This window comes from Rossellomorea sp. SC111, assembly GCF_024733565.1.
Lineage (GTDB): Bacteria > Bacillota > Bacilli > Bacillales > Bacillaceae_B > Rossellomorea.
In genome coordinates, this window is the sequence record NZ_JANIOC010000008.1 from 192,626 (window position 1) to 216,258 (window position 23,633).

Below are 23,633 nucleotides of genomic sequence, written 5' to 3' on the forward strand. Positions count from 1 at the left end.
ATCATTATATAGGATTCAAACCACAATTTCATACATTTTCTTACGATATTTTCAACAAACAAAAAAATTATAGCACTTAAGAAAATCTTTGCATAGTGACATACGCCCATGATGGTGTGTTTTTTTTCATAGCACACACAAAAGAAGTCATACTCCTGATTTTTGGCTCATTTCCGTCAGATGGTATAGAACCCTCCAGCTCAAGCTAGCTTGGTCTGGAGGATTCTATACCATCTGACGACCTTTCAGCAAAGCTAAAAGGCGGGTGAAACATCCGTTTCACCCGAATGAGCCAAAAATCTACACAACTTATCAATAAAATTCTTATCGGCCTCTCATTTAAGACTGACCTTATTTCTTATCAATATACAACACCCTAAAGAAAAGGATTTCCCACCCCCCATCGAGAATAAATGAAGGAATGGAGGGATTCAAATGAATTGGAAAACGCGCGTAACAGAATTATTGAACATTCAATATCCAATCATACAAGGAGGACTCGCCCACCTGGCATATGCAGAATTGGCTGCGGCGGTGTCGAATGCAGGAGGACTTGGCCAAATCACTGCCATGTCACTTGACAACCCTGAACAGCTTCGTCAAGAAATCAAAAAGGTAAGGTCATTAACAGATCAACCGTTTGGAGTGAACTTTGCCATCGGTCAACATGGACGCCCATTCAGTGAGTATGTTGATATTGCCATTCAAGAGAAAGTGCCGGTCATCTCCGTTACAGGGGGTAACCCAACTCCCTTGTTCCAACAAATTGAAGGGGAGAATATGGTGAAGCTTGTATTGGTCGCATCAAAAAGACAGGCTATGAAGGCTGAAGAGCTCGGTGCGGATGCCGTTATGGTCGTCGGACAAGAAGGTGGAGGACACCTGGGAAAGGATGACATCGGGACATTCGTCTTGATTCCACGTGTGGAGGACGCTGTATCCATCCCTGTCATCGCTTCAGGAGGGATTGGGGACGGCCGTGGTTTAATGGCAGCCCTCAGCTTCGGCGCAGAGGGAGTCGAAATGGGGACAAGATTCATAGCGACAAAAGAGTGCGTCCATGCCTCAGACGTCTATAAACGTGCCTTGATTGAGGGGGATGAGAGTGGTACAGTAGTCATTAAACGATCTTTAGGAGCCCCGGCAAGAGCGATATCGAATTCTTGGACTAACCAAATCCTGGCTGCCGAAACATCGAATCCGGGATATGAAGGATTAAAATCATACATAAGCGGCGAGGCGAATAAACGATATATCTACGATGGTGAAGTAGACGGAGGCTTTGCATGGGCAGGACAGGTGATGGGGTTGATACAGGACGTCCCTTCTGTTAGAGATCTCATCGAGCGAATGATTTCACAAGGTGAAACCATTCGAAAAAAGTGGAATTAATTCATCAGCAAAGGAGTAGTGGTGCAAAATGGAATATCAATACCCATTCGATATAGACTGGTCCACGGATGAAGTCATCGATGTCATTTCCTTTTTTGAAGCGGTTGAAAAGGCATATGAAAAAGGTGTTTCAAGAGAGGACTTGATGAATCGATATAAGCGATTTAAAGAAATTGTCCCTGGTAAAGCAGAAGAGAAAAGGATCTGCAATGAATTTGAAGAATCCAGCGGTTATTCTTCCTATCGTGTAGTGAAAAAAATGAAAGAGCAACAGGACGCTGCAAAAATATCGATGAATTAAAAGAACGACTGCCGTGTTTCCGGCAGTCGTTCTTTCTGCATTATTCCCTACAGTTATATGGTTTAGTTCATTTTATAAAGGGGTAAAAGTGTTTCAAAGGCACTCTCAACTTCCTGGATCAATTCATCCCCATTCATCTTAATGGCAGAGTCACGATCCAGATGAAGTCCGCATAGAAGTTCTGCTTTTTTCACCTTTTGAACTCTTTCAGTTAAAGCAATGAATTCATCTTGTGACAGAGAGGAAAATGTTGCAGCATCCGGTTTAGTATGATCTCCAGACCAAACAAAGTGACCGGGAATCAATGACCTTATCTTATCTGCATTTTCTTCGACTTTTTCACCGAATTCAGCTTTATTTGGAGCTTCATAGATCATTGCAAACCAAATAAACACATGGGTTTCCCATAATCCTATCTGGAAATGAGGATGTTTTTTATAACCGCGTTTGTTGTTTGCAAAAGCAACCCACGTGTCATCTGGAGGATTCACTGAGCGTCTTGCATGTTTCGCCACATGGTAAAACATCTCATCACCGGTCAGGGCACTTAAGGTTGTGGTGAAATGTTCACCGAGATAGTCGAGTTTGGGCCTGACCCGTTCTGCGATGGCTGTCATCCGGTCATCGAGACCATCGATCTTAAAAACATTGAAATCATCTTTAGTGAAACCGTTAAATGTCATGTTGTAACCTCCTTATTTCCACCAATATCTTACCATAAAGAGGTACAAGCTTGTAGCCAAATGAATTATCTATAGGTGTCTGCACATTTTAGTTACAAGATGAGTTGGTATTTCATAACATGTAGTAAATATTATCAGAACAATCAGATAAATCGAAAACTCGGAAGGGGTGTATGGCCATGAAACAAGTAATGAACACTTCTAAAAAACGTGATGTCCAACAGCAACGAATGAACGTATTGAAACTTGAAATGGATTATGAATTAGCCGTATTGTTCGAAGCAATTCAAACGAAGAATACAGAGACCCAGACCAAGTCCAAGCAGAAACTTATGAGTATCAGGGAAGAACTAATGAAAATGAAGGCTTTATAGAGCAAATAACATTCAATGGTTTAAAGTATGCTGATAACAAAATCTACTTTTGAACGCGAGCTCATAGTGGTTGGAGAGTTCGCTTTTTTATGGGGAAATGACCTTACTTGGTGAAGCCTATTTTCTTGAATGAATTGGACCTAGGAGTTAAGATTATCTGAAAAGACCATATTAGTAATGACTACACTAACTGATTTTCGCTAAACATATTGGAGGCTAATAATACATGACAAATTGGACTGAGCTAGATCAAAATGTTAGAACATGGATACATGAAGCCGGTGAGAGGATTCGTCAGTCATTTAAAACCGAACTGAACATTAAAACGAAATCGAACCGGAATGACTTGGTCACCGATATGGATGAAGCGACTGAGCGATACTTTACTGAAAACATACGAACCACTTACCCCGATCATCAAATTTTGGGTGAAGAAGGATATGGGGATGATTTTAAAGAGTTATCCGGAATAACATGGATCATCGACCCAATCGATGGAACGATGAATTTTGTTCATCAGCAGAGGAATTTTGCCATTTCTATCGGGATTTACGATGGAGATGAAGGGAAGTTAGGATACATATATGATGTCGTGCACGACGAGCTTTACTTTGCGAGTAAAGGCAAAGGTGTTTATATGAATGATGTGAAGCTTCCGAAGCTTGAACCCGTTCCTGTGGAAGATGCGATAGTCGCATTGAATGCACTGTGGGTGACGAAGAACAAGCGTATTGATTCCTCAATATTGGCTCCACTCGTGCATGATGTGAGAGGGACCCGGTCCTATGGTTCAGCTGCGATGGAGCTTGCTTACGTGGCTTCAGGGAGGCTTGACGCATATCTGACAATGCGCCTGGCCCCGTGGGATTTCGCAGCCGGAAAGATTATGATCGAAGAGCTTGGTGGAGTGGTGACAGACCTTGATGGGACCCCCTTGAATCCATTAAACAAGAGCTCTGTCTTCGTTGGGAAGCCTGGTCTGCATGAAACCATATTGACTGACTATCTTCATAGAAATAAGTAAATGAAAAAGGAGTGGTGGCCGTTGAATGGCCCTCACTCCTTTTTATGTGTACTACAATCTTCCTTCTTCTCTGTATTTCTTCTTGGTCTTAAAACCGAATCCCATCACAATGAATAAACAGATGATACATACAGCTGCAAGCAATATACTTTGTAAACTGATTGAAATGGCAATGCCCATAAGTGATACGGCCGCTAATATTGAAAAAAGCACAAAGATCCATTTTATATTTGCCATTCTGTAACCCCCAATAGTTAAGCAATGATTCTTTCCCTGACAGATTGCCAACGCAGCTTCGTGTGCTGCCCTTATTAAATTTTACCTATCAATACAATAAATCGCAAGTGGGTTTTGGAGACAAAGAAGCAGAACATTCAAGTCGATAAGGAAACTTTTAGCAGGAATGAATAGTGAATATGAAATAATTATTAGGGCTTTTGTCAATGCTGTGATATAATGGTCTAGTTGAACTGAAAAATATTATCTTTACACTATAAAGAAATCCAATATTCAGGAGTGGAAATATGAAATTAAGAAATGACCTTAGAAATATTGCTATTATTGCTCACGTTGACCACGGGAAAACGACATTAGTTGATGAGCTTTTAAAGCAATCTGGAATCTTCCGCGAAAACGAAACTGTATCGGAACGTGCGATGGATTCAAATGATTTAGAAAGAGAACGCGGTATTACAATCCTTGCGAAAAATACGGCGATTCAATATAAAGATTCCCGAATCAATATCCTTGATACACCAGGGCATGCTGACTTCGGTGGTGAAGTAGAACGTATCATGAAAATGGTAGATGGTGTTTTACTGGTAGTGGATGCGTATGAAGGTTGTATGCCACAGACTCGTTTCGTCCTTAAGAAAGCTCTGGAACAAAACCTTACACCAATCGTAGTTGTAAACAAGATCGACAAACCTTCAGCCCGTCCTGAAGAAGTCATCGATGAAGTACTGGAGTTATTCATTGAGCTGGATGCAAATGATGAACAGCTTGAATTCCCGGTTGTTTATGCTTCTGCAATCAACGGTACGGCAAGTACGGATCCAGATCCGGAAAAACAGGATGAAAACATGCAGTGTTTATATGAGTCCATCATTGAGCACATTCCTGCACCGGTCGACAACTCTGAAGATCCACTTCAGTTCCAGGTTGCACTGCTTGATTACAATGATTACGTAGGACGTATCGGAATCGGTCGTGTGTTCAGAGGAACGATGAAAGTTGGTCAACAGGTAGCGCTGATGAAGCTTGACGGCTCCGTTAAGCAATTCCGTGTAACAAAGATCTTTGGTTTCTTCGGATTAAAACGTGAGGAAATCCAGGAAGCAAAAGCGGGTGATTTAATCGCTGTTTCCGGAATGGAAGATATCAACGTCGGTGAAACGGTTTGTCCGGTTGAACATCAGGATCAACTTCCGGTTCTTCGCATTGACGAGCCTACACTACAGATGACGTTCCTTGTGAACAACAGTCCGTTTGCAGGTAGAGAAGGTAAATATGTTACGTCAAGAAAGATTGAGGAACGTTTATTGGCTCAGCTGCAAACAGATGTAAGTTTACGTGTTGAACCAACGGATTCACCTGATGCGTGGACAGTTTCCGGCCGTGGAGAGCTTCATCTTTCCATCTTGATTGAAAACATGCGTCGTGAAGGCTACGAGTTACAGGTATCGAAGCCACAAGTTATCATAAAAGAAGTCGATGGCGTGAAGAGCGAGCCTGTAGAACGTGTTCAAATTGATATCCCTGAAGAATATATGGGAGGCGTAATCGAATCACTTGGTCAACGTAAAGGTGAAATGTTGGATATGGTAAACAATGGTAATGGTCAGGTCCGTTTAATGTTTATGGTTCCTGCACGTGGACTAATTGGTTATTCTACGGAATTTATGACTCTTACTCGTGGATATGGTATCATCAACCACACTTTTGAAGGCTATCAACCACTGCAGAAAGGCCGCGTAGGCGGACGTCGACAAGGTGTGCTTGTTTCCATGGAGACAGGTAAAGCGTCCCAATACGGTATCATGCAAGTGGAAGACCGTGGTATCATCTTCGTTGAGTCCGGGACAGAAATTTATGGCGGCATGATTGTTGGAGAACATACAAGAGAAAATGATATTACCGTAAATATCACAAAGCTGAAACAGGCGACTAACGTACGTTCTGCAAATAAAGATCAAACTGTTACGATTAAAAAGGCAAGAATCATGACATTGGAAGAGTCATTGGAGTATTTAAATGATGATGAATATTGTGAAGTAACGCCTGAATCAATCCGTCTTCGTAAAAAAATTCTTGATAAGAATGAACGGGAAAGAGCAGAAAAGAAAAATAAGGTTACTCAATAAACGAAGTGAAGGGGGAGTAGGAAATGGATGTAACAGAACGTTTGTCCTTTTTCGCATCCCTTTACCGGGTTGACCAGAACGCGGAAATGGGGATGTGGTTGCTTTATATAACCATCGTTGGCCTCTCAATCTTAGTTTATAAGCTCGGTTTTGCGAAAAAGCTGCCAGTCATGAAATCGATCCTGATTTATACTTTTCTCATCCTCGGATGTACGGTGCTGACGTTTCTCGGCATCTTTCTTCCGGTTGCTGAAGGGTTGGTCGTTGCGGCATTAATCTTAGTAATTTACAAGATCCGCCTGACGAATGAAAAGAAAAAAGGCACGTTTTAAGCATGAAAAAGCTGTAGTCCATATTCCAAGGACTACAGCTTTTTTATTTTGGATTCGACTTCGCAAAGAAATAATAGAGTGGCGGGAGGCTTAGTCCATATAGAAGATGTCCAATTGTCCAAAAGGTGATGGCTTTTACATCGAATAAGCCGGGTGCATCCTGTACAGCCAGATAAGAAAGGGGAAAATATAGAAAAACAGTGGGGAAGGTCAGCAGCAGGGAAAGGAGCCATGCTCCCCTCTCAGATACCTTCAGCTTTTCCATCAGATACACAAATACCAAACCGAGACCGCAGGAAATAAGTAAATGGAAAGAGAACTCAAGCCATTCAGGCAATGTAGATGCAAACAGTGGGATGAAGTCAACATTCAATAACAAAACATATACTTTAATGCCGGTCAGTCCCTGTATCCACTTGAGGAATAAACCCAATAATGAGCCTGAGATAATGCCGACGGCCAAACCTATTTGTTTAAAAGTCATCGTCGACTTTGGGAGAACGATAAAAACGGAAATTCCCCGTCGAAACACGTTCCTCTGTCTTCTCTTTAATGCGGTCATGGCATTTTTCACACATATATGTGTGAATGGGTCTGTTGCGCAGCTTTTTCGCCTGCAGGGAATAATCATCAATATTTTCAATTACTTCACATAAAGCACATTTCACTCTCATTTCGTACACCTCTACTTGTTCTAATCATAAGTCTAGTCTCATTAGTATATCATGTAGTATAGCCGAACGCTTTATTTAACTTTCCTGTATGCTTTTAACAATGGAATTTGGTATAGTATAATCAAGATGAATCACGTATGAAATGAGAACGCTTAGAAAATGTCACCAGGGGGGATTGTATGGCTAATCAAGTCGAACCCAGCTTAATTCCTGCATTGTTTGAAGAACTGCAATCAGAGCGATTTGTTACACTCTCTACCGTTGATCATGAAACACTGGGACCAAATGTCAGTGCAATATCGTGGATCTATGCCAAAGACGAACAAACGCTATTGTTTGCCGTGGATCAACGCTCAAGAATCGTTGAGAATATTAAGGGGAATCCGCTGGTTGTGGTGAACTTAATTGCAAATGAATCCACGTATTCGATTGGCGGGAAAGCTTCCGTATACCATGAGAAGCTTTCAGGAGTGCCTTTGAAGCTGACCCTTATTCAACTTTTGATTAATGAAGTGAGAGATGTCATGTTCTATGGATCGAAAATTTCCACAGAGCCCGTTTATGAAAAGACATATGATAAAACGGCTGCAGACCGTTTGGACCGTCAAGTAATAGAAGCCATGAAAAGAGCTTAGCATCCTAAGCTTTTTCATGGCTTTTTCTCATTTTGAATAGGTCTGTACAATCAATCGATTTTATCGTATGTTTGATCTTCCTGTTTTTTTCTAAGCTGTTTTTCTTTTGCGTTATTCATTTTTTTCTTAGGTTCGTTCGGGGCATTTTCGGGATTGGTCTGCTTTAAAGACTTAGGGATCTCAGGCATCAATCTACCCGATATGTCAGACAATTCATTCATGATGCCCTGAACCGGTTCGCCTCTTTGGATATCTTTACTGATCTCCTTCAGTCGGGCATACAGGTCCGGATCGGCGATGACCATTGCCTCTGCACCGTAGGGGTCATTCTGAAGGGCTTCTGCGACAGAGTATTTAATCGATCCCACTTGGGAACGCTCTACGTCCGAATCGATATCAATGCCTACAAACGCATATTTACCGATGACTACAGCCGTTGCATCCTTTACGTCTGGTACAGAAGTGGTGAGGTCGACCAGATGTTTTGAGATTTGTTGCCCGGACTTTCGATGAACATGTTGAATGTTGCTATCCTGGACGGTAATTGGTTTATTGTTTTTACTGTTTGCATCATTTTTATATCCGACCTCATTTTTGTTGGCGCAAGCTCCGAGCAAGATGGTCACCATAACTAGAGAGATGAGTCTTTTCATGTCAATACCTCCCGATTTAGAATCAATATCTTTTCTTATTGTGTAATTTTCTTCTATCTTTATACGTTTATTCATATATTTTAAGAAACGGGCCGTCCTATTTGAGTAGCTGGGAATAACCGGAACATCATAGGCTACATACAATAGTAATAAGAAATCAGGAGCAGGAGGCATCGATTTGAATAAAATTTATGTATTAGATACCAATGTCTTATTACAAGATCCACAAGCCATCTTTTCTTTCCAGGATAATGAGGTGGTTATACCTGCAGTCGTTTTAGAAGAAGTGGACTCCAAAAAGCGTTATATGGATGAAATCGGAAGAAACGCAAGACATGTATCGAAACTGATAGATAATTTACGGCAAGAAGGAAAGCTCCATGAAAAAATCCCACTTTATACAGGTGGTTCATTACGGATTGAACTAAATCACCGCTCCTTTCAGCAGCTTCAAGATATATTTGTCGAGAAAACAAACGATAATCGGATCATCGCCGTAGCTAAAAACCTTTCACTCGAGGAAGAAGCAAAAAAGGATGGAAAATCGGTTATCCTTGTCAGTAAAGATACCCTGGTCAGGGTCAAGGCAGATGCTTTGGGTTTACAGGCTGAGGACTTCCTGAGTGACAGAGTCATCGAAGTGAATGATATTTATACCGGATTTATCGAATTATACACCGAGAGAGAATTTCTCAATAAATTTTATGACAAAGGGGAACTGACCCTTACAGATATTACGAAACAACGGTTTTATTCCCATCAATTCCTCATTATGAAAGATGCACTGGGAAGTTCTGCATCTGCCCTGGGAATGGTGGATTCAACCGGACTCAAAGTGAAGAAACTGGTCTATGACCAAGAACATATGTGGGGAATTAAAGCGAGGAATGTCCAACAAACGATGGCAACGGAGTTATTATTACGGGATGATATTTCGTTGGTGACCATGATCGGGAAAGCCGGGACCGGTAAAACGCTCTTAGCACTGGCTGCCGGACTTTTACAAACAGAAGACCTTAATAAATTTAATAAATTACTTGTAGCCCGCCCGATTGTCCCGGTCGGCAAAGATATTGGCTATCTTCCAGGTGAAAAGCAAGAAAAGTTAAGACCTTGGATGCAGCCGATTTATGACAATCTTGAATACCTGTTTAATACCAAAAAGCCTGGAGAATTGGATGATATCCTTGCCGGGATGGGATCTATCGAGGTGGAAGCGTTGACGTATATACGAGGAAGAAGCATCCCTGATCAATATATCATCATAGATGAAGCTCAGAACCTGACGAAGCATGAGGTGAAAACCATTCTGACACGTGTTGGAGAGCGGAGCAAAATTGTCCTAATGGGAGATCCGGCTCAAATCGATCACCCATATCTTGATGAATATAATAATGGTCTGACGTATGTAGTGGAGAAATTCAAAGATCAAAAATTAGCCGGTCATGTGAAGCTTATGAAGGGTGAAAGATCAGGATTAGCACAGCTTGCAGCCGATATATTATAACCTTTAGACCACATAAAAATAACGTATGAAAAAACCGGTTCAGATGTTACTGAACCGGTTTTCATTCGTTATGGCTATTCAACTCGAAATGCCCTGACATCGGTGATCGGCTTGTCCCTGTTCGAACCATCCATAAAATAAACATGAACGGGACCGTCTTCCCTGAGTGGCTTGCCTTCTTTTGAAAATCCGATCAAAAGCTGATCTGCCTGGTTTAAATCCAGAAAGTGATCCCCGGATTCGGTTTCAATCACGATGGACGCCCCTTCAGGAAGTGGTTCTGCATTTTTCAGAAAAGGTGCAAAGGGAATAGCAAATGTTCCGTTAAGAATTTTTTCTTTCTCATATCTCTTCTCGGTTTTCAAAGTTGGAGGATAGGTTGCCCCTTCTTGAATCTCTCTCGACCAGTGCTTGGAAACTGCCTTTGTATATTCTTCCAACTCATCTACTTTTTCTGTTTTAGCATCAAAATATGTAGTTAAATCCACTTTTCGATCATCAAATATCCAAACTCCCGCATCCAATGTAATGGGAAATTTCACTTTCCCTTTTATCGGTATGATACTTTCCACTTCTGACTCCTCCTCTCGCTGATAGTATCAGTATATATGTTAAAAGCAGGTTTGTCACATTCTGATGAAAGCATTTTCAGCGTTTTCAATGAGTGAAAATAGGGAAATGATAAGTAGGACAAAAGGAGCTGGTAGATAGATGATAAACACACAGGAATGGTTGGAAGGATTAGTTGAAAAGGCGAGGCCTTTCGCATCTGAAGGAAAGGTTGCAGAGTACATACCCGCACTTAAGGATCAAAATCCCCATGATCTGGCAATCAGCATTTACACATTGGATAACAACTCCTGTTATGCCGGGGATCATTTGAAAAAATTCACACTACAAAGCATTTCGAAGGTTATCACCCTTGCACTCGTACTGATGGACTACGGGGAAGAGTATGTTTTTTCCAAGGTTGGAATGGAACCTACAGGAGATCCATTCAACTCCATAGCGAAGCTCGAAACCCATAAGCCTTCAAAGCCCCTTAATCCGATGATCAATGCAGGGGCACTTGCTGTAACGAATATGATCAAGGGAAACACCGGAATGGAGAAATGGCACCGTTTAATCGAATTCATAAATCATATGACAGGGGAAACGGTCTCATATAATGAAGATGTGGCATATTCAGAATTGCAGACGGCCAACCTGAACAGATCCCTTTGCTATTTCATGAAGCAGCACGGGGTGATCACGGGAAATGTCGAAGATCTACTCGTCCTTTACACAAAACAATGCGCCGTGGAGATGAACTGTGTGGATCTTGCCAAGATGGGAGCGGTATTCGCCAATGATGGAATCGATCCTGAGAGCGGCCGCCAATTGATTACAAGGGATGTGGCAAGAGTATGTAAAACATTCATGGTGACATGCGGGATGTATAATACTTCCGGAGAGTTTGCCATTAAAGTGGGGATTCCTGCAAAAAGTGGCGTATCCGGCGGCATCATGGGCTCGGTCCCCGGAAAATGTGGAATAGGGATTTTCGGACCGGCACTCGATGATGTAGGAAATAGCATTGCGGGGCTGAAGCTTCTCGAAATGCTTAGTGATGAACACTCATGGAGTATATTTTAACTTGAAATTACGATGCAAAACGTGATTAAAAGAGGAAGCATGACGTGATGAGATACCCCGATTTCTCTTTTGAAAATTGTTCGAAATTCTGTCATTGAATCCCTAGGAAAACACTTATTTTTCTTGCAATTTATCGGGTTTAACGATAAAATTTTAAGACAGGAAGGTTATTTGTTCGGAATGGGGGGATCACTGTGGCGTCAGAAATGACAATCAATCATCGGGAAAAAGCCTATGAACTATTAAAGGCCGACGCAGAAAAGATATTACAACTTATTAAAGTACAAATGGATAATTTAACGATGCCCCAATGTCCTCTATATGAGGAAGTATTGGATACCCAAATGTTCGGATTATCTCGTGAAATAGAATTTGCGGTCCGCTTAGGGCTTGTAGATGATCAAGATGGAAAAGACTTGATTGATTCTTTGGAAAGACAACTTTCTGCCCTTCATGAAGCATCTACAAAAAAGTAAAATAGTCATGACAACTCAAACAATACATAGATCTGTTGTTTGAGTTTTTTTGTTAAGGAATTGATGATCTTAAGAGATGAAAATGATATAAGAGAAAAAGGATTGAAATGTCATGATTAAAAAAATAGCAAAATCCTACGATTATTCGTTAATCGCTGTGTATGTTTTCCTTTGTTTATTTGGCCTCGTCATGATTTATAGTGCCAGTATGGTCATGGCGGTAGAACGGTTCGGCTGGGACAGCGATCACTTTTATAAAAGGCAGATGATCAATATCATCATCGGCTTCATTGCCTTTACGGCAGCAGCGTGGTTTCCGTATAAAGCCTTTCAAGTAAGTAAGATCATCAAAGGCCTGATGATTGTAATCATTGGTTTATTACTTGGGGTACATCTTTTTGGGTATGAGGTGAATAACGCTAAAAGTTGGATCAACCTAGGGTTCATGCCCATCCAGCCATCGGAGTTTGCGAAGCTTGCTGTCATCATTTACCTTGGTTCCGTTTACTCCAAGAAACAGGCATACATAGATGACTTCAATAAAGGTCTTGCACCTCCATTACTGTTTCTTGGCTTTATTTGCTTTTTAGTATTCCTGGAACCGGACTTTGGTACGGCAGCGATCATCTTTGCCATCGGTGCCATCGTCATTTCCTGTTCGGGCATCAGTTATAAAACGTTTTTCAAGCTTGCAGGCTTGGGAGTGGGATTTTTAGTTGTCCTATCCCCGGTCATTTACCTGGCAAGAGGATTCATCTTCACCAAGGAACGGCTTAGCAGGATTGAAGCCTACCTGTCCCCGTTTAAATATGCACAGGGTGAAGGGTACCATTTGGTGAACTCTTACCTCGCGATCGGGTCCGGGGGAGTGAAAGGTCTAGGCTTGGGACAAAGTGTCCAAAAGCTTGGTTATTTACCGGAACCCCAGACGGATTTCATCATGGCCATCATTGCTGAAGAGCTAGGCGTATTTGGGGTAAGCTTTGTCATCCTCGGACTTTCCTATATTGTTCTCCGGGGGATATATACAGGCGTGAAATGTCAGGACCCCTTTGGCACGATGCTTGCAATCGGGATCTCCTGTATGATTGGAATACAGGCTTTCATCAATCTTGGAGGGGTATCCGGATTAATCCCGATCACAGGGGTCCCACTCCCTTTCATCAGTTACGGTGGTTCGTCCCTGTTGGTGCTATCTTTGTCGATGGGTGTCCTTGTAAATGTGTCGATGTTTGTAAAATATGAAGAAAAATATAAAACAAAGAAGGAAAATGACTATCCTTCGGAGAATAAGGATAATAGCAAAAAAATATATGGTGTAAAAATGTAGGTCACTTTGATAGAGTATCTAAAACTCTAAGTCTAGGGTCTGCCCCCTAAGATACTTCTTAATTATCTTCGGGGTCAGCCCTTTTTTCATAGACTTCAATAGGTGGAATTTCAATCATGAATAGCCAAAAGGAGAGAGTGTATTGAAACGAATTAAAAAAGTACTGGTAGCAAACCGCGGGGAAATTGCCATCCGTGTATTCCGTGCATGTACGGAACTTAATATTAGGACCGTAGCAATCTATAGTAAAGAAGATTCAGGGTCATATCATCGTTATAAAGCAGATGAAGCCTACTTAATAGGTGAGGGGAAGAAGCCTATTGATGCTTATCTGGATATTGAAGGGATCATCCGAATCGCAAAGAATGCAGATGTGGATGCCATCCACCCGGGATATGGCTTCCTGTCTGAAAATATCCATTTTGCTAGACGTTGTGAAGAAGAAGGAATCACTTTTGTAGGACCTCATTCTGAGCATTTGAATATGTTTGGGGACAAAGTTAAGGCACGCCATCAGGCCCAGCTGGCGAATATTCCGGTCATTCCGGGTACAGATGGCCCTGTAGATACGTTGGAAGAAGTCATCAGCTTTGGGAAGGAAAATGGTTTCCCGATCATCATCAAAGCTTCATTGGGCGGCGGTGGACGGGGGATGCGCATCGTCCGAAACCTTGAAAGCTTGAAAGAAGCCTATGAGCGAGCCAAATCAGAAGCCAAGGCAGCGTTTGGAAATGATGAAATATATGTGGAGAAATTTGTTGAAAACCCGAAGCATATTGAAGTCCAGATTCTTGGAGATCATGACGGAAACATCGTTCACTTATATGAGCGTGATTGTTCCATTCAAAGACGCCATCAAAAGGTAGTGGAAATTGCGCCATCCGTTTCCTTGAGTGACCAGCTGAGAGAAGATATCTGCGTGGCAGCCGTCCGGTTAATGGATAATGTGAAGTACGTGAACGCCGGGACCGTTGAGTTCCTGGTAGCGAATGATCAGTTCTACTTCATCGAAGTGAATCCCCGTGTTCAAGTGGAACATACGATTACGGAAATGGTGACAGGAGTGGATATTGTCCAATCACAATTGATGATTGCGGAAGGTTATGCCCTGCACAGCGACAAGCTTGGTATCCCTCTTCAGGATGACATCAGGACAAATGGATTTGCCATTCAATCCCGTGTGACAACGGAGGACCCATTGAACAACTTTATGCCTGATACCGGGAAAATCATGGCTTACCGGTCAGGTGGGGGATTCGGGGTCCGCCTCGATGCCGGGAATGGATTCCAGGGTGCGGTCATTACACCTTATTACGATTCCCTCCTGGTAAAGCTCTCCACGTGGGCCCTTACATTCGAACAGGCTGCGTCCAAAATGGTCAGAAATCTTCAAGAATTTAGAATACGGGGGATCAAGACGAATATCCCGTTTTTGGAAAATGTCGTGAAACATGAAAACTTTATTACAGGTAGGTATGATACCTCTTTTATCGATACGACTCCTGAACTATTCATTTTCCCGAAAAGGAAAGACCGTGGAACGAAAATGCTTTCGTATATCGGAAACGTAACCGTTAATGGATTCCCGGGAGTAGAAAAAAAGAAAAAACCTGTTTTACAAAAACCTCGGGTACCGGCCATGGATGTAAAGAAAGAGTTTCAACCCGGAACTAAGCAGATCCTGGATCAGCATGGTGCGGACGGCCTGGTGAATTGGGTCAAAGAACAGAATGCTGTACTCCTCACTGATACAACATTCCGTGATGCACATCAATCATTACTGGCGACCCGTGTCAGAACAAATGATCTGAAGCATATAGCGGAACCAACATCCCAGTTGCTGCCGGATATGTTCTCATATGAAATGTGGGGCGGGGCAACTTTCGATGTAGCTTACCGTTTTCTTAAGGAAGACCCATGGAATCGATTATTGACTTTAAGAGAGCGCATTCCAAATGTATTATTCCAAATGCTCCTTAGAGCATCCAATGCGGTAGGGTATAAAAACTATCCTGATAATGTGATAAGGGAATTCGTCGAAAAGTCAGCGTTTGCCGGTATCGACGTCTTCAGGATCTTTGACAGCTTAAACTGGGTCAAAGGAATGGAAGTGGCGATCGATGCCGTGAGACAAAGCGGAAAAATCGCAGAAGCGGCCATTTGCTATACCGGTGATATCGATGACCCGACGCGGACAAAATATGATATCGATTACTATAAAAATATGGCGAAAGAACTCGAAGCGAGTGGTGCCCATATTTTGGCAATCAAGGATATGGCGGGACTGTTGAAGCCGCAGTCAGCCTACCGATTGATTTCGGAACTGAAAGACACAGTCAGCCTGCCGATTCACCTGCATACACACGATACGAGCGGGAACGGAATCTACACATACGCAAGAGCCGTCGAAGCGGGTGTCGACATTGTTGATACGGCCCTGAGCACCATGTCCGGTCTGACGTCCCAACCGAGTGCCAATACGTTGTATTACGCATTAAAGGGGACGGAAAGAGAACCGAATGTAAACATCGATTCCCTGGAAACCCTCTCTCACTACTGGGAAGACGTCCGGAAGTATTATACAGACTTTGAAAGTGGGATGATGTCGCCGCATTCAGAAGTGTACAAACATGAGATGCCCGGGGGACAATACAGCAATCTTCAGCAACAGGCAAAAGCAGTCGGGCTCGGTCACCGCTGGGAAGAAGTAAAGGACATGTATGCAAGGGTCAATCATCTCTTCGGGGATATAGTCAAGGTGACTCCTTCTTCTAAAGTCGTCGGAGACATGGCTTTGTTCATGGTTCAAAACGATTTGACGGAAACAGACGTACTCGAAAAAGGGGAGAAAATCGATTTTCCTGATTCAGTGGTTGAATTATTTGAAGGATCCCTGGGTCAGCCCCACGGAGGATTTCCGAAAGAATTGCAGAACGTGATTTTGAAAGGGCGCAATCCGTTGACTGTACGACCTGGGGAACTACTGGATGATGTGGACTTCACAGCCCTGAAAGAAAAACTCTTTGAAGACCTCGAGCGTCCGGTCACAAGTTTTGATGCCCTTGGATATGCCCTGTATCCGAAAGTATTCATGGAATACGCACAAACAATGGATCAATTCGGAGATATCTCAGTCCTTGATACCCCTACATTCTTATTTGGGATGAGACTTGGCGAAGAAATAGAAGTGGAAATCGAAACCGGGAAGACACTCATTGTGAAGCTTGTCTCGATCGGGCAGGCTCAGGCAGATGGTACCCGTATTGTATACTTCGAGCTTAATGGACAGGCACGTGAGGTAGTCATTAAGGACGAGAGTATTAAATCAACTGTTGCAGCCAAAATGAAGGCTGATGTGAAAAATGAAAATCATATCGGCGCTTCCATGCCGGGAACCGTTATACGGGTCATCGCAGAAAAAGGAGAAACGGTTGAGAAGGGAGATCATTTAATGATAACTGAAGCCATGAAGATGGAAACGACCGTTCAGGCACCTTTTGCAGGCGTAGTTAAAGATATCTATGTACAAAACGGTGATGCCATCAGCCCGGGAGATTTATTGATTGAAGTGAACAAAGCATAATAAAAAAGGATTCCGGTAAATGAACCCGGAATCCTTTTTTCTATTTCTTCCGTTTACTTCTTGAAGCAAGAAGATTGAAGTAACATAATAATCCAAACAGACAAGAAATAATCAAAGCATGCATTAAAGCAATAGAGAGATTCAGTCTAGTGAACACTACAAGTGCACCACTCATTACTTGAAGACAAACGAGGGTGAAGGCAATGATCCATCCCCAGTAGATCACTTTCTGGTGCTTATGTTCTTTTATGGCAATGTATGTGATATAGGCAATCCATAAGAAGATGAAGCCTGCTGCTGCCCTGTGCCCCATTTGAATCCATTCGTAAAGGTTAGTGGGGAGGCTTGGGGAGGAGTTGACGCATAATGGCCAATCCTTGCACACCAGGCTGGACTCCGTATGCCTTACAAGAGCGCCGGTATAAACAACGAGATAACTATATATCGTCACCCCGACCGTATGAAATCTCATCTGTTTGTTGATGACCAAAGAATTCGCATCAAATTTCTGATCGACTTCAAAAATCAGCAGTGTCAATAATAATATGGAAGCAAAAGAAATAAGGGAAATTCCAAAATGTATGGCCAGGACGAAATCAGATTGCCCCCATAATACAGCTGCAGCACCGATTAGTCCCTGCAATACAAGAAAGAAGAAAGAAAGGGCTGCAAGGAATTTTGTTTCCCGTTTATAACCGATTGATCTCCATGACCAGATCGATAAAGCCAGAACCAATAATCCCACACCGCCTGAAACAACACGATGTGCTAATTCTATAACAAGCTCAAATGTAATGTCACTTGGAATGAATTGTCCGTTACAAAGGGGCCAAGATCGCCCGCAGCCCATACCGGATTCCGTCTTCGTCACCAGGGCTCCACCCAACAATACGAATAACATGCCCAGAGTGGTTAGAACGGCCAGCCACTTTAATCCTTTGTGAACACCTTTTTGCAATCTATTCACCTTCTTAATTAAAAGACTCTACACACTTTCTATAAATAAATATAGTAGAAAAATATATATGCCTCTACGATATTACATAATAGGTATGAAAAACTCAACCGATAAAATGTTACAGAATTATGAGCATTTATCTTGAGAGAATAGAGAATAGTAATAGTAGGGAAGGACTAATTTACGTAAAAACAAATTCTGTAAGCGCTTAGCTCTGTTTTATGGTATGATGGGATTAAAATGTTTGTAGAAATATGAAGAACCTTCTGCGTCTTTCTTTCTTCACAATTTCTTCACATAATTGTCTAATTCTCCCCCAAAAAGGAAAAAATATATGGTTTAATATAATATTGATAGCATATATACTATTTCTTATCTGTGGATGAATTTACAGAGGAATATAGAAATAGTTAATCATTTCCTATATAGTATAGAGGTGGCAACAAACCTCTTGCCTTTTATAGAGAGGAGAGAGAAAATGTCTAATAGTCGAATCATGACAGACGTTGATAAAGCAGATGTGACAGCTTCAACTGCTTGGAAGGATTTTTTAGCGCTCATTAAAATTGGGATCGTTAATTCCAATTTAATTACAACCTTTACAGGTATGTGGTTAGCCTTTTATTTTACGAATACACACTTTCTAAATTCCCTGGATATCATGTTTCTTACGTTGATAGGTTCTTCCCTTATTATTGCGGGATCCTGCTCCATTAATAATGTGTACGATCGGGATATCGATCACTTGATGGAACGAACGAAGGAACGTCCTACCGTAACAGGTAAGATCAATGGACCAAAAGCATTGGCCCTTGGGTTAATTATGATTGCGGTCGGTCTCATCATGTTATTCATGACAACCATCACTGCAGGTGTCATTGGGTTGATCGGGGTATTTAGTTACGTTGTATTATATACAATGTGGTCAAAAAGAAAATATGTGAGCAACACAATTGTTGGAAGTATCTCAGGTGCGGTTCCGCCGTTAATCGGCTGGGCAGCTGTAGATGCAAACCTGGATGTAGTCGCCTGGGTGCTGTTTCTGATGATGTTCATCTGGCAGCCTCCTCATTTCTACGCGCTAGCGATGAAAAGAGTGGAGGAATATAGAGCAGCTAATATACCGATGCTTCCAGTAGTGAAAGGATTTGCTACAACGAAACACCATATCGTAGCATGGGTTGCGGCCCTTTTACCCCTTCCTTTCTTCTTGATGGATCTCGGAATGTTCTTCTTTATCCTGGCAACGGCCTTTAACATCGGCTGGCTCGCTCTTGGTTTGGCGGGGTATAAGATGAAAGACGATATTAAGTGGTCAAAGCTTATGTTTGTCTATTCATTAAATTACTTGACAATCTTGTTCGTAGCGATGGTCATCGTTACCGTACTTTAAGATTAGCGGGAATTCTTTCTGTTAAGAAATCCAAATAGATATTTTTATGGGTCCTTGTTTTATTCAAAGTACATTACATGAAAGAGGGGTTTGATTAAGCTATGAAAGCAAGGCTATCTAAGTGGCGCTTATTTTCAATTGTAGCAATGTTAGCGCTAGTTCTTTCTGGCTGTGGAGAGCCATTTCTCTCCACACTGCAGCCAGCTGGTGAAGTAGCACAGACACAATATGATTTGATGATACTTGCTACATTAATTATGGTGTTGGTCATCATTGTAGTCATGGTTGTCTATATGGTTGCGATCGTTCGTTTCCGTAGAAAGAAAGGGGATACAAAAATCCCTAAGCAGGTAGAAGGTAGTCACACACTTGAAATTGTGTGGACCGTTATCCCGATCATCCTACTTCTTATCCTTGCTGTTCCGACTGTTACAGCAACGTTCCAGTTAGCGGATACAAAGGCGATGGATAAAAAGGATAAAGACGGTAATCGTGACGCATTGGTCATAAATGTACGTGCCAACCTTTACTGGTGGGAGTTCGAGTATCCTGATGAAAAGATCATTACATCTCAAGACTTGGTTGTCCCGACTGATCAAAAAGTATATTTCAATGTGACAGCATCAGATGTAAAACATTCATTCTGGATTCCTGCAGCAGGGGGTAAGATTGATACAAACGTAGATGGCGTCAACAAATTCTTCCTTGAATTCGATGGGGAGAAGGCAAAAGAAGCAGGCGGATTATTCTACGGAAAATGTGCTGAGTTATGCGGTCCTTCCCACGCTTTAATGGACTTCAAAGTTAAAGCGCTTCCCAAAGAAGAGTTTACAGCATGGGTTGAAGATATGAAAAATGCAGGAGAACCGAAACCGACTTCTGATTTGGCCCAACAAGGACAAGAAATCTTCAACAAAAAATGCTTAAGCTGTCACGCAGTATCACCACAGGATGGAAGACCTGAATCTGCTAGACTTGCTCCTAACTTATCTAACTTCGGTGAGCGTTCACGTATCGCTGGTGTTTTAGACCATAATAAGGAAGAGTTGAAAAATTGGATTTCTGATCCTGAGCAGTACAAACCAGGTAATAAAATGACAGGTACATATGGTAACCTGCAGGAAGATGAAATTGATGCACTTGCAGAGTATTTAATGGGCTTAAAGGTTCAAGATTAATTGGGGATTAGTAAAAGGGAGGTTTAATCGTGAGTAGCTATTCACAGAAAAAAGGCTTCGGCGCGACTGTATGGGACTATATGACAACAGTGGACCATAAAAAGATCGCCATCCTTTACCTAATGGCAGGGGGATTTTTCTTCCTTGTCGGTGGTTTGGAAGCTCTTATCATTCGTATACAACTTGCCGTTCCTAACAACGACTTTGTTAGCGCTGGTTTATACAACGAATTATTAACGATGCACGGTACAACGATGATATTCTTGGCTGCCATGCCACTTATATTCGCATTCATGAATGCAGTCGTACCATTGCAGATTGGTGCTCGTGACGTTGCGTTTCCTTTCGTGAACTCATTAGGGTTCTGGTTATTCTTCTTAGGAGGGGTATTCCTGAATCTTTCATGGTTTATGGGAGGAGCACCAGATGCTGGATGGACTTCATACGCATCGCTATCCATGGCGTCACCGGGTCACGGGATCGACTTCTATGTACTCGGGTTACAGATAGCCGGGGCAGGTACGCTGATAGGTGGTATCAACTTCCTTGTTACCATTATCAATATGCGTGCTCCAGGAATGACATATATGCGTATGCCGCTGTTCACTTGGACAGTATTTGTTACATCTGCACTTATTCTTTTCGCATTTCCGGCATTAACGGTAGGACTTTTCCTAATGTTATTTGATCGTATGTTCGGAGCGAATTTCTTCGATGTAGCCAATGGAGGGAATACAATTATCTGGGAGCACTTCTTCTGGATTTTCGGTCACCCGGAGGTATACATCCTTGTATTACCGGCATTCGGAATTTTCTCAGAGATCATTCCACACTTCTCAAGAAAACGCTTATTCGGTTACTCATCCATGGTATTTGCGACCGTATTGATCGGTTTCTTAGGATTCATGGTTTGGGCTCACCACATGTTCACTGTAGGTTTGGGTCCAATAGCGAATGCAATCTTTGCTGTTGCAACAATGGCGATTGCCGTTCCGACAGGTATCAAAATCTTTAACTGGCTCCTTACTATGTGGGGAGGAAGCTTGAGATTCACGACTCCAATGCTTTATGCAGTGGCGTTCATTCCTACATTCGTAGCGGGTGGGGTAACGGGAATCATGCTTGCTTCTGCTGCGGCAGATTATCAGTTCCATGATACGTACTTCGTTGTTGCCCATTTCCATTACGTTATCGTAGGTGGAGTAGTATTTGCCCTATTAGCAGGTACTCATTATTACTGGCCAAAAATGTTCGGTACTATGTTGAACGATTTCTTAGGAAAGATCGCTTTCTGGTTATTCTTTATCGGATTCCACTTAACGTTCTTCATTCAGCATTTCCTTGGACTGATGGGAATGCCGCGTCGTGTATGGACGTTCTTGCCTGGTCAAGGATTCGAAACAGCTAACTTAATCAGCTCCATCGGTGCAGGATTCATGGGTGTAGCCGTAATCGTCTATGTAATCAATATCATTTCAACACAGGTTAAAGGTGTGAAAGTATCCAATGACCCATGGGGAGACGGACGTACCATTGAATGGGCAATCCCGTCACCACCACCGTTCTATAACTTTAAGCAAACACCACTTATCCGTGGGTTGGATGCTTATTGGTTAGAGAAAATGGAAGGGAATAAAGGATTGACTCCAGCTGAGCCTATCGGGGATATCCATATGCCTAATAATTCCATTTTACCTTTCTTTATCTCACTGGGATTATTCATTGCGGCATTTGGTGCCATGTATCATGTAGATGATAAAGCATGGGCACTGCCAGTACTAATCATCGGAATGCTTATCACATTGGGATCCATGTTCCTTCGTTCTGTTGTAGATGACCACGGTTATCATGTGCACAAAGAAGATTTAATGGACGACGATAAAGGGGGTAAGGCATAATGCACGCTGAAGAAAAATTCACGCCAAAGACCTGGCCGGCCTCCCCTGAAAAGGCGACCCTTGAGGGGAAAAATAAATTTATGGGCTTCTGGTTTTTCCTTGGTGGAGAAACGGTCCTTTTCGGCTCTCTTTTTGCAACGTATTTAGCTCTTAAAAACAGAGTTCCTAGTGACAGTCATGCTCTCACTACTGATCTTTTTGATTTACCGCTTTCCTTTTTAGCAACAATGCTGCTTTTAACAAGCTCGCTTACAAGTGTTTATGCGATGTACCATATGAAGAACTACAATTTCCAAAGGATGCAGGCCTGGTTATTAATCACAGTGCTTTTAGGAGCAGGCTTCCTTGGATTAGAGATTTATGAGTTTAATCATTACGTACATGAATATGGGCATACTTTTACTAGTAGTGCCTTTGGTTCAGCCTTTTACACACTTGTTGGATTCCACGGGGGGCACGTTGCATTCGGTCTTCTATGGATCGTCAGCTTGATGCTTCGTAATGCGAAACGTGGTTTGAATCTGTACAATGCTCCGAAGTTCTACTTAGCTTCTCTATACTGGCACTTCATCGACGTTGTATGGGTATTTATCTTTACGGTAGTATACTTAATGGGAATGGTGGGATAAACTGATGGCGAATCAACAATCAACTTCAGGTAACCCAAGTGTAGATTACGAGTACCGTCGTAAGAAGAATGCAGAAGACATGAGAATGCAGTTAACATCATTCATGTTAATGATTTTCTTAACATTGGTGGCGTTTATCGCTGTAGCAGGGGATTTTGATAAGTACTTTGTGGTACCGTTCATTCTCCTATTGGCTGTTGTTCAGCTGGTGTTTCAACTGTATTACTTCATGCATATGAGTCATAAAGGACATGAAGCACCTTCATTGTTCCTGTATTCTGGTGCACTTGTTGCATTTATCACAGTGTTAACATTTTTAACAATTGTATGGATCTAAAGAAGAAGTCAGCCGATAGGCTGGCTTTTTTGGTGCTTGTCGGGGCTGTTCAAGGCGCTTCCGTTTTTCATTGTCCAGTTCCAGGGCTTAGGGGCTCGAGGTCATAAGTCAAACCTGCCAAAAAGGCAAAGAACGCCTTTCCGGCAGGTTTGACTTATGCTTGTCGCCCCTGGCAAAGCCCTTCCGCTTTTCTAATTGTTCAAGAACTTGTCATTACCTTACGTTGAAGTGGGGGAGGGTTGTCAGTATAATGGGGGTAGGTGTTAATTGTGAAATGA

Annotated in this window: 24 protein-coding genes; 17 read left to right on the forward strand and 7 right to left on the reverse strand. The window is 42.2% G+C overall.

Annotated features, from left to right (window positions below):
- Positions 1-435: 435 nt before the first annotated feature.
- Positions 436-1,392: an NAD(P)H-dependent flavin oxidoreductase gene (locus NQ095_RS12460; RefSeq protein ID WP_258263789.1), complete on the forward strand. Its 957-nt coding sequence runs from the start codon at positions 436-438 to the stop codon at positions 1,390-1,392.
- A gap of 28 nt (positions 1,393-1,420) precedes the next feature.
- Positions 1,421-1,693, forward strand: coding sequence for a UPF0223 family protein (locus NQ095_RS12465; RefSeq protein WP_258263790.1), 273 nt, complete (start codon positions 1,421-1,423; stop codon positions 1,691-1,693).
- Positions 1,694-1,755: 62 nt separating this feature from the next.
- Here NQ095_RS12465 and NQ095_RS12470 read toward each other — a convergent pair whose 3' ends face one another.
- Positions 1,756-2,376, reverse strand: a complete 621-nt coding sequence (locus NQ095_RS12470; RefSeq protein ID WP_258263791.1) for a YktB family protein — start codon at positions 2,374-2,376, stop codon at positions 1,756-1,758.
- 179 nt (positions 2,377-2,555) lie between these two features.
- Between NQ095_RS12470 and NQ095_RS12475 the strand changes: the two genes are divergently transcribed.
- On the forward strand, positions 2,556-2,750 hold the full coding sequence (locus tag NQ095_RS12475; RefSeq protein ID WP_258263792.1) for a hypothetical protein: 195 nt from the start codon (positions 2,556-2,558) through the stop codon (positions 2,748-2,750).
- A gap of 226 nt (positions 2,751-2,976) precedes the next feature.
- Complete coding sequence (locus NQ095_RS12480; RefSeq protein ID WP_258263793.1) at positions 2,977-3,774, forward strand: inositol monophosphatase family protein; 798 nt, start codon at positions 2,977-2,979, stop codon at positions 3,772-3,774.
- Between the two features lie 51 nt (positions 3,775-3,825).
- On the opposite strand, the gene NQ095_RS12485 is transcribed toward NQ095_RS12480, so the two are convergent.
- Positions 3,826-4,011 (reverse strand): YlaF family protein, encoded by a 186-nt coding sequence (locus NQ095_RS12485; RefSeq protein WP_258263794.1) that lies wholly within the window; start codon positions 4,009-4,011, stop codon positions 3,826-3,828.
- A 287-nt stretch (positions 4,012-4,298) separates the two neighbouring features.
- Here NQ095_RS12485 and typA point away from each other — a divergent pair, with 287 nt between their 5' ends.
- Both typA and NQ095_RS12495 read left to right on the forward strand, forming a co-directional pair.
- Positions 4,299-6,137: a translational GTPase TypA gene (typA, locus tag NQ095_RS12490; RefSeq protein ID WP_258263795.1), complete on the forward strand. Its 1,839-nt coding sequence runs from the start codon at positions 4,299-4,301 to the stop codon at positions 6,135-6,137.
- Between the two features lie 23 nt (positions 6,138-6,160).
- Entirely contained in the window at positions 6,161-6,469 is a 309-nt protein-coding gene (locus tag NQ095_RS12495) for a YlaH-like family protein (RefSeq protein ID WP_034755992.1), read from the forward strand.
- A gap of 43 nt (positions 6,470-6,512) precedes the next feature.
- On the opposite strand, the gene NQ095_RS12500 is transcribed toward NQ095_RS12495, so the two are convergent.
- Together NQ095_RS12500 and NQ095_RS12505 are read right to left on the reverse strand one after the other, a co-directional pair.
- Positions 6,513-6,953 (reverse strand): hypothetical protein, encoded by a 441-nt coding sequence (locus tag NQ095_RS12500; RefSeq protein ID WP_258263796.1) that lies wholly within the window; start codon positions 6,951-6,953, stop codon positions 6,513-6,515.
- Complete coding sequence (locus NQ095_RS12505; protein ID WP_258263797.1) at positions 6,943-7,143, reverse strand: YlaI family protein; 201 nt, start codon at positions 7,141-7,143, stop codon at positions 6,943-6,945. The genes NQ095_RS12500 and NQ095_RS12505 overlap by 11 nt, the downstream gene beginning before the upstream one ends.
- A gap of 179 nt (positions 7,144-7,322) precedes the next feature.
- On the opposite strand from NQ095_RS12505, the gene NQ095_RS12510 reads away from it, so the two are divergent.
- On the forward strand, positions 7,323-7,778 hold the full coding sequence (locus NQ095_RS12510; RefSeq protein ID WP_258263798.1) for a pyridoxamine 5'-phosphate oxidase family protein: 456 nt from the start codon (positions 7,323-7,325) through the stop codon (positions 7,776-7,778).
- A 50-nt stretch (positions 7,779-7,828) separates the two neighbouring features.
- Here NQ095_RS12510 and NQ095_RS12515 read toward each other — a convergent pair whose 3' ends face one another.
- Positions 7,829-8,431: a YhcN/YlaJ family sporulation lipoprotein gene (locus tag NQ095_RS12515; protein ID WP_258263799.1), complete on the reverse strand. Its 603-nt coding sequence runs from the start codon at positions 8,429-8,431 to the stop codon at positions 7,829-7,831.
- A gap of 178 nt (positions 8,432-8,609) precedes the next feature.
- On the opposite strand from NQ095_RS12515, the gene NQ095_RS12520 reads away from it, so the two are divergent.
- Positions 8,610-9,938 (forward strand): PhoH family protein, encoded by a 1,329-nt coding sequence (locus NQ095_RS12520; RefSeq protein WP_258263800.1) that lies wholly within the window; start codon positions 8,610-8,612, stop codon positions 9,936-9,938.
- 74 nt (positions 9,939-10,012) lie between these two features.
- Here the strand turns inward: NQ095_RS12520 and NQ095_RS12525 are convergent, their stop codons facing one another.
- Positions 10,013-10,510, reverse strand: coding sequence for a peptidyl-prolyl cis-trans isomerase (locus tag NQ095_RS12525; RefSeq protein ID WP_258263801.1), 498 nt, complete (start codon positions 10,508-10,510; stop codon positions 10,013-10,015).
- Positions 10,511-10,649: 139 nt separating this feature from the next.
- Here NQ095_RS12525 and glsA point away from each other — a divergent pair, with 139 nt between their 5' ends.
- From glsA to pyc, 4 genes are all read left to right on the forward strand, one after another.
- Positions 10,650-11,573, forward strand: coding sequence for a glutaminase A (gene glsA / locus NQ095_RS12530; RefSeq protein WP_258263802.1), 924 nt, complete (start codon positions 10,650-10,652; stop codon positions 11,571-11,573).
- Between the two features lie 194 nt (positions 11,574-11,767).
- Positions 11,768-12,049 (forward strand): Fpa/YlaN family protein, encoded by a 282-nt coding sequence (locus NQ095_RS12535; protein ID WP_034755973.1) that lies wholly within the window; start codon positions 11,768-11,770, stop codon positions 12,047-12,049.
- A 112-nt stretch (positions 12,050-12,161) separates the two neighbouring features.
- Complete coding sequence (locus tag NQ095_RS12540) at positions 12,162-13,379, forward strand: FtsW/RodA/SpoVE family cell cycle protein (RefSeq protein ID WP_258263803.1); 1,218 nt, start codon at positions 12,162-12,164, stop codon at positions 13,377-13,379.
- Between the two features lie 142 nt (positions 13,380-13,521).
- Positions 13,522-16,962, forward strand: coding sequence for a pyruvate carboxylase (gene pyc / locus NQ095_RS12545; protein ID WP_258263804.1), 3,441 nt, complete (start codon positions 13,522-13,524; stop codon positions 16,960-16,962).
- 40 nt (positions 16,963-17,002) lie between these two features.
- Here the strand turns inward: pyc and NQ095_RS12550 are convergent, their stop codons facing one another.
- Positions 17,003-17,920, reverse strand: a complete 918-nt coding sequence (locus NQ095_RS12550) for a COX15/CtaA family protein (protein WP_258263805.1) — start codon at positions 17,918-17,920, stop codon at positions 17,003-17,005.
- Between the two features lie 478 nt (positions 17,921-18,398).
- On the opposite strand from NQ095_RS12550, the gene cyoE reads away from it, so the two are divergent.
- From cyoE to ctaF, 5 genes are all read left to right on the forward strand, one after another.
- Positions 18,399-19,313 (forward strand): heme o synthase, encoded by a 915-nt coding sequence (gene cyoE, locus NQ095_RS12555; RefSeq protein WP_258263806.1) that lies wholly within the window; start codon positions 18,399-18,401, stop codon positions 19,311-19,313.
- A 101-nt stretch (positions 19,314-19,414) separates the two neighbouring features.
- The gene (gene coxB, locus NQ095_RS12560) at positions 19,415-20,491 is read left to right on the forward strand and encodes a cytochrome c oxidase subunit II (RefSeq protein ID WP_258263807.1); all 1,077 of its coding nucleotides are present in this window, start codon (positions 19,415-19,417) and stop codon (positions 20,489-20,491) included.
- Between the two features lie 29 nt (positions 20,492-20,520).
- A complete protein-coding gene (gene ctaD, locus NQ095_RS12565; protein WP_258263808.1) occupies positions 20,521-22,389 on the forward strand; it encodes a cytochrome c oxidase subunit I in 1,869 nt (622 codons plus the stop codon).
- Positions 22,389-23,018 (forward strand): cytochrome (ubi)quinol oxidase subunit III, encoded by a 630-nt coding sequence (locus NQ095_RS12570; protein WP_034755953.1) that lies wholly within the window; start codon positions 22,389-22,391, stop codon positions 23,016-23,018. Before ctaD ends, NQ095_RS12570 begins: the two co-directional genes overlap by 1 nt.
- Positions 23,019-23,022: 4 nt before the next feature.
- Positions 23,023-23,355, forward strand: coding sequence for a cytochrome c oxidase subunit IVB (gene ctaF / locus NQ095_RS12575; protein WP_159361829.1), 333 nt, complete (start codon positions 23,023-23,025; stop codon positions 23,353-23,355).
- The last annotated feature ends 278 nt before the right edge of the window (positions 23,356-23,633 follow it).

Excerpts from the sequence above, each read along its gene's own strand:
- NQ095_RS12505 (WP_258263797.1), bottom strand. The coding sequence starts at position 7,143 with ATGAGAGTGAAATGTGCTTTATGTGAAGTAATTGAAAATATTGATGAT.
- coxB (WP_258263807.1), top strand. The coding sequence starts at position 19,415 with ATGAAAGCAAGGCTATCTAAGTGGCGCTTATTTTCAATTGTAGCAATG.
- NQ095_RS12500 (WP_258263796.1), bottom strand. The coding sequence starts at position 6,953 with ATGACTTTTAAACAAATAGGTTTGGCCGTCGGCATTATCTCAGGCTCA.
- NQ095_RS12475 (WP_258263792.1), top strand. The coding sequence starts at position 2,556 with ATGAAACAAGTAATGAACACTTCTAAAAAACGTGATGTCCAACAGCAA.
- NQ095_RS12495 (WP_034755992.1), top strand. The coding sequence starts at position 6,161 with ATGGATGTAACAGAACGTTTGTCCTTTTTCGCATCCCTTTACCGGGTT.
- NQ095_RS12480 (WP_258263793.1), top strand. The coding sequence starts at position 2,977 with ATGACAAATTGGACTGAGCTAGATCAAAATGTTAGAACATGGATACAT.
- ctaF (WP_159361829.1), top strand. The coding sequence starts at position 23,023 with ATGGCGAATCAACAATCAACTTCAGGTAACCCAAGTGTAGATTACGAG.
- NQ095_RS12460 (WP_258263789.1), top strand. The coding sequence starts at position 436 with ATGAATTGGAAAACGCGCGTAACAGAATTATTGAACATTCAATATCCA.
- NQ095_RS12465 (WP_258263790.1), top strand. The coding sequence starts at position 1,421 with ATGGAATATCAATACCCATTCGATATAGACTGGTCCACGGATGAAGTC.
- NQ095_RS12540 (WP_258263803.1), top strand. The coding sequence starts at position 12,162 with ATGATTAAAAAAATAGCAAAATCCTACGATTATTCGTTAATCGCTGTG.
- NQ095_RS12485 (WP_258263794.1), bottom strand. The coding sequence starts at position 4,011 with ATGGCAAATATAAAATGGATCTTTGTGCTTTTTTCAATATTAGCGGCC.
- NQ095_RS12570 (WP_034755953.1), top strand. The coding sequence starts at position 22,389 with ATGCACGCTGAAGAAAAATTCACGCCAAAGACCTGGCCGGCCTCCCCT.
- NQ095_RS12515 (WP_258263799.1), bottom strand. The coding sequence starts at position 8,431 with ATGAAAAGACTCATCTCTCTAGTTATGGTGACCATCTTGCTCGGAGCT.
- glsA (WP_258263802.1), top strand. The coding sequence starts at position 10,650 with ATGATAAACACACAGGAATGGTTGGAAGGATTAGTTGAAAAGGCGAGG.
- cyoE (WP_258263806.1), top strand. The coding sequence starts at position 18,399 with ATGTCTAATAGTCGAATCATGACAGACGTTGATAAAGCAGATGTGACA.
- NQ095_RS12470 (WP_258263791.1), bottom strand. The coding sequence starts at position 2,376 with ATGACATTTAACGGTTTCACTAAAGATGATTTCAATGTTTTTAAGATC.
- NQ095_RS12510 (WP_258263798.1), top strand. The coding sequence starts at position 7,323 with ATGGCTAATCAAGTCGAACCCAGCTTAATTCCTGCATTGTTTGAAGAA.
- typA (WP_258263795.1), top strand. The coding sequence starts at position 4,299 with ATGAAATTAAGAAATGACCTTAGAAATATTGCTATTATTGCTCACGTT.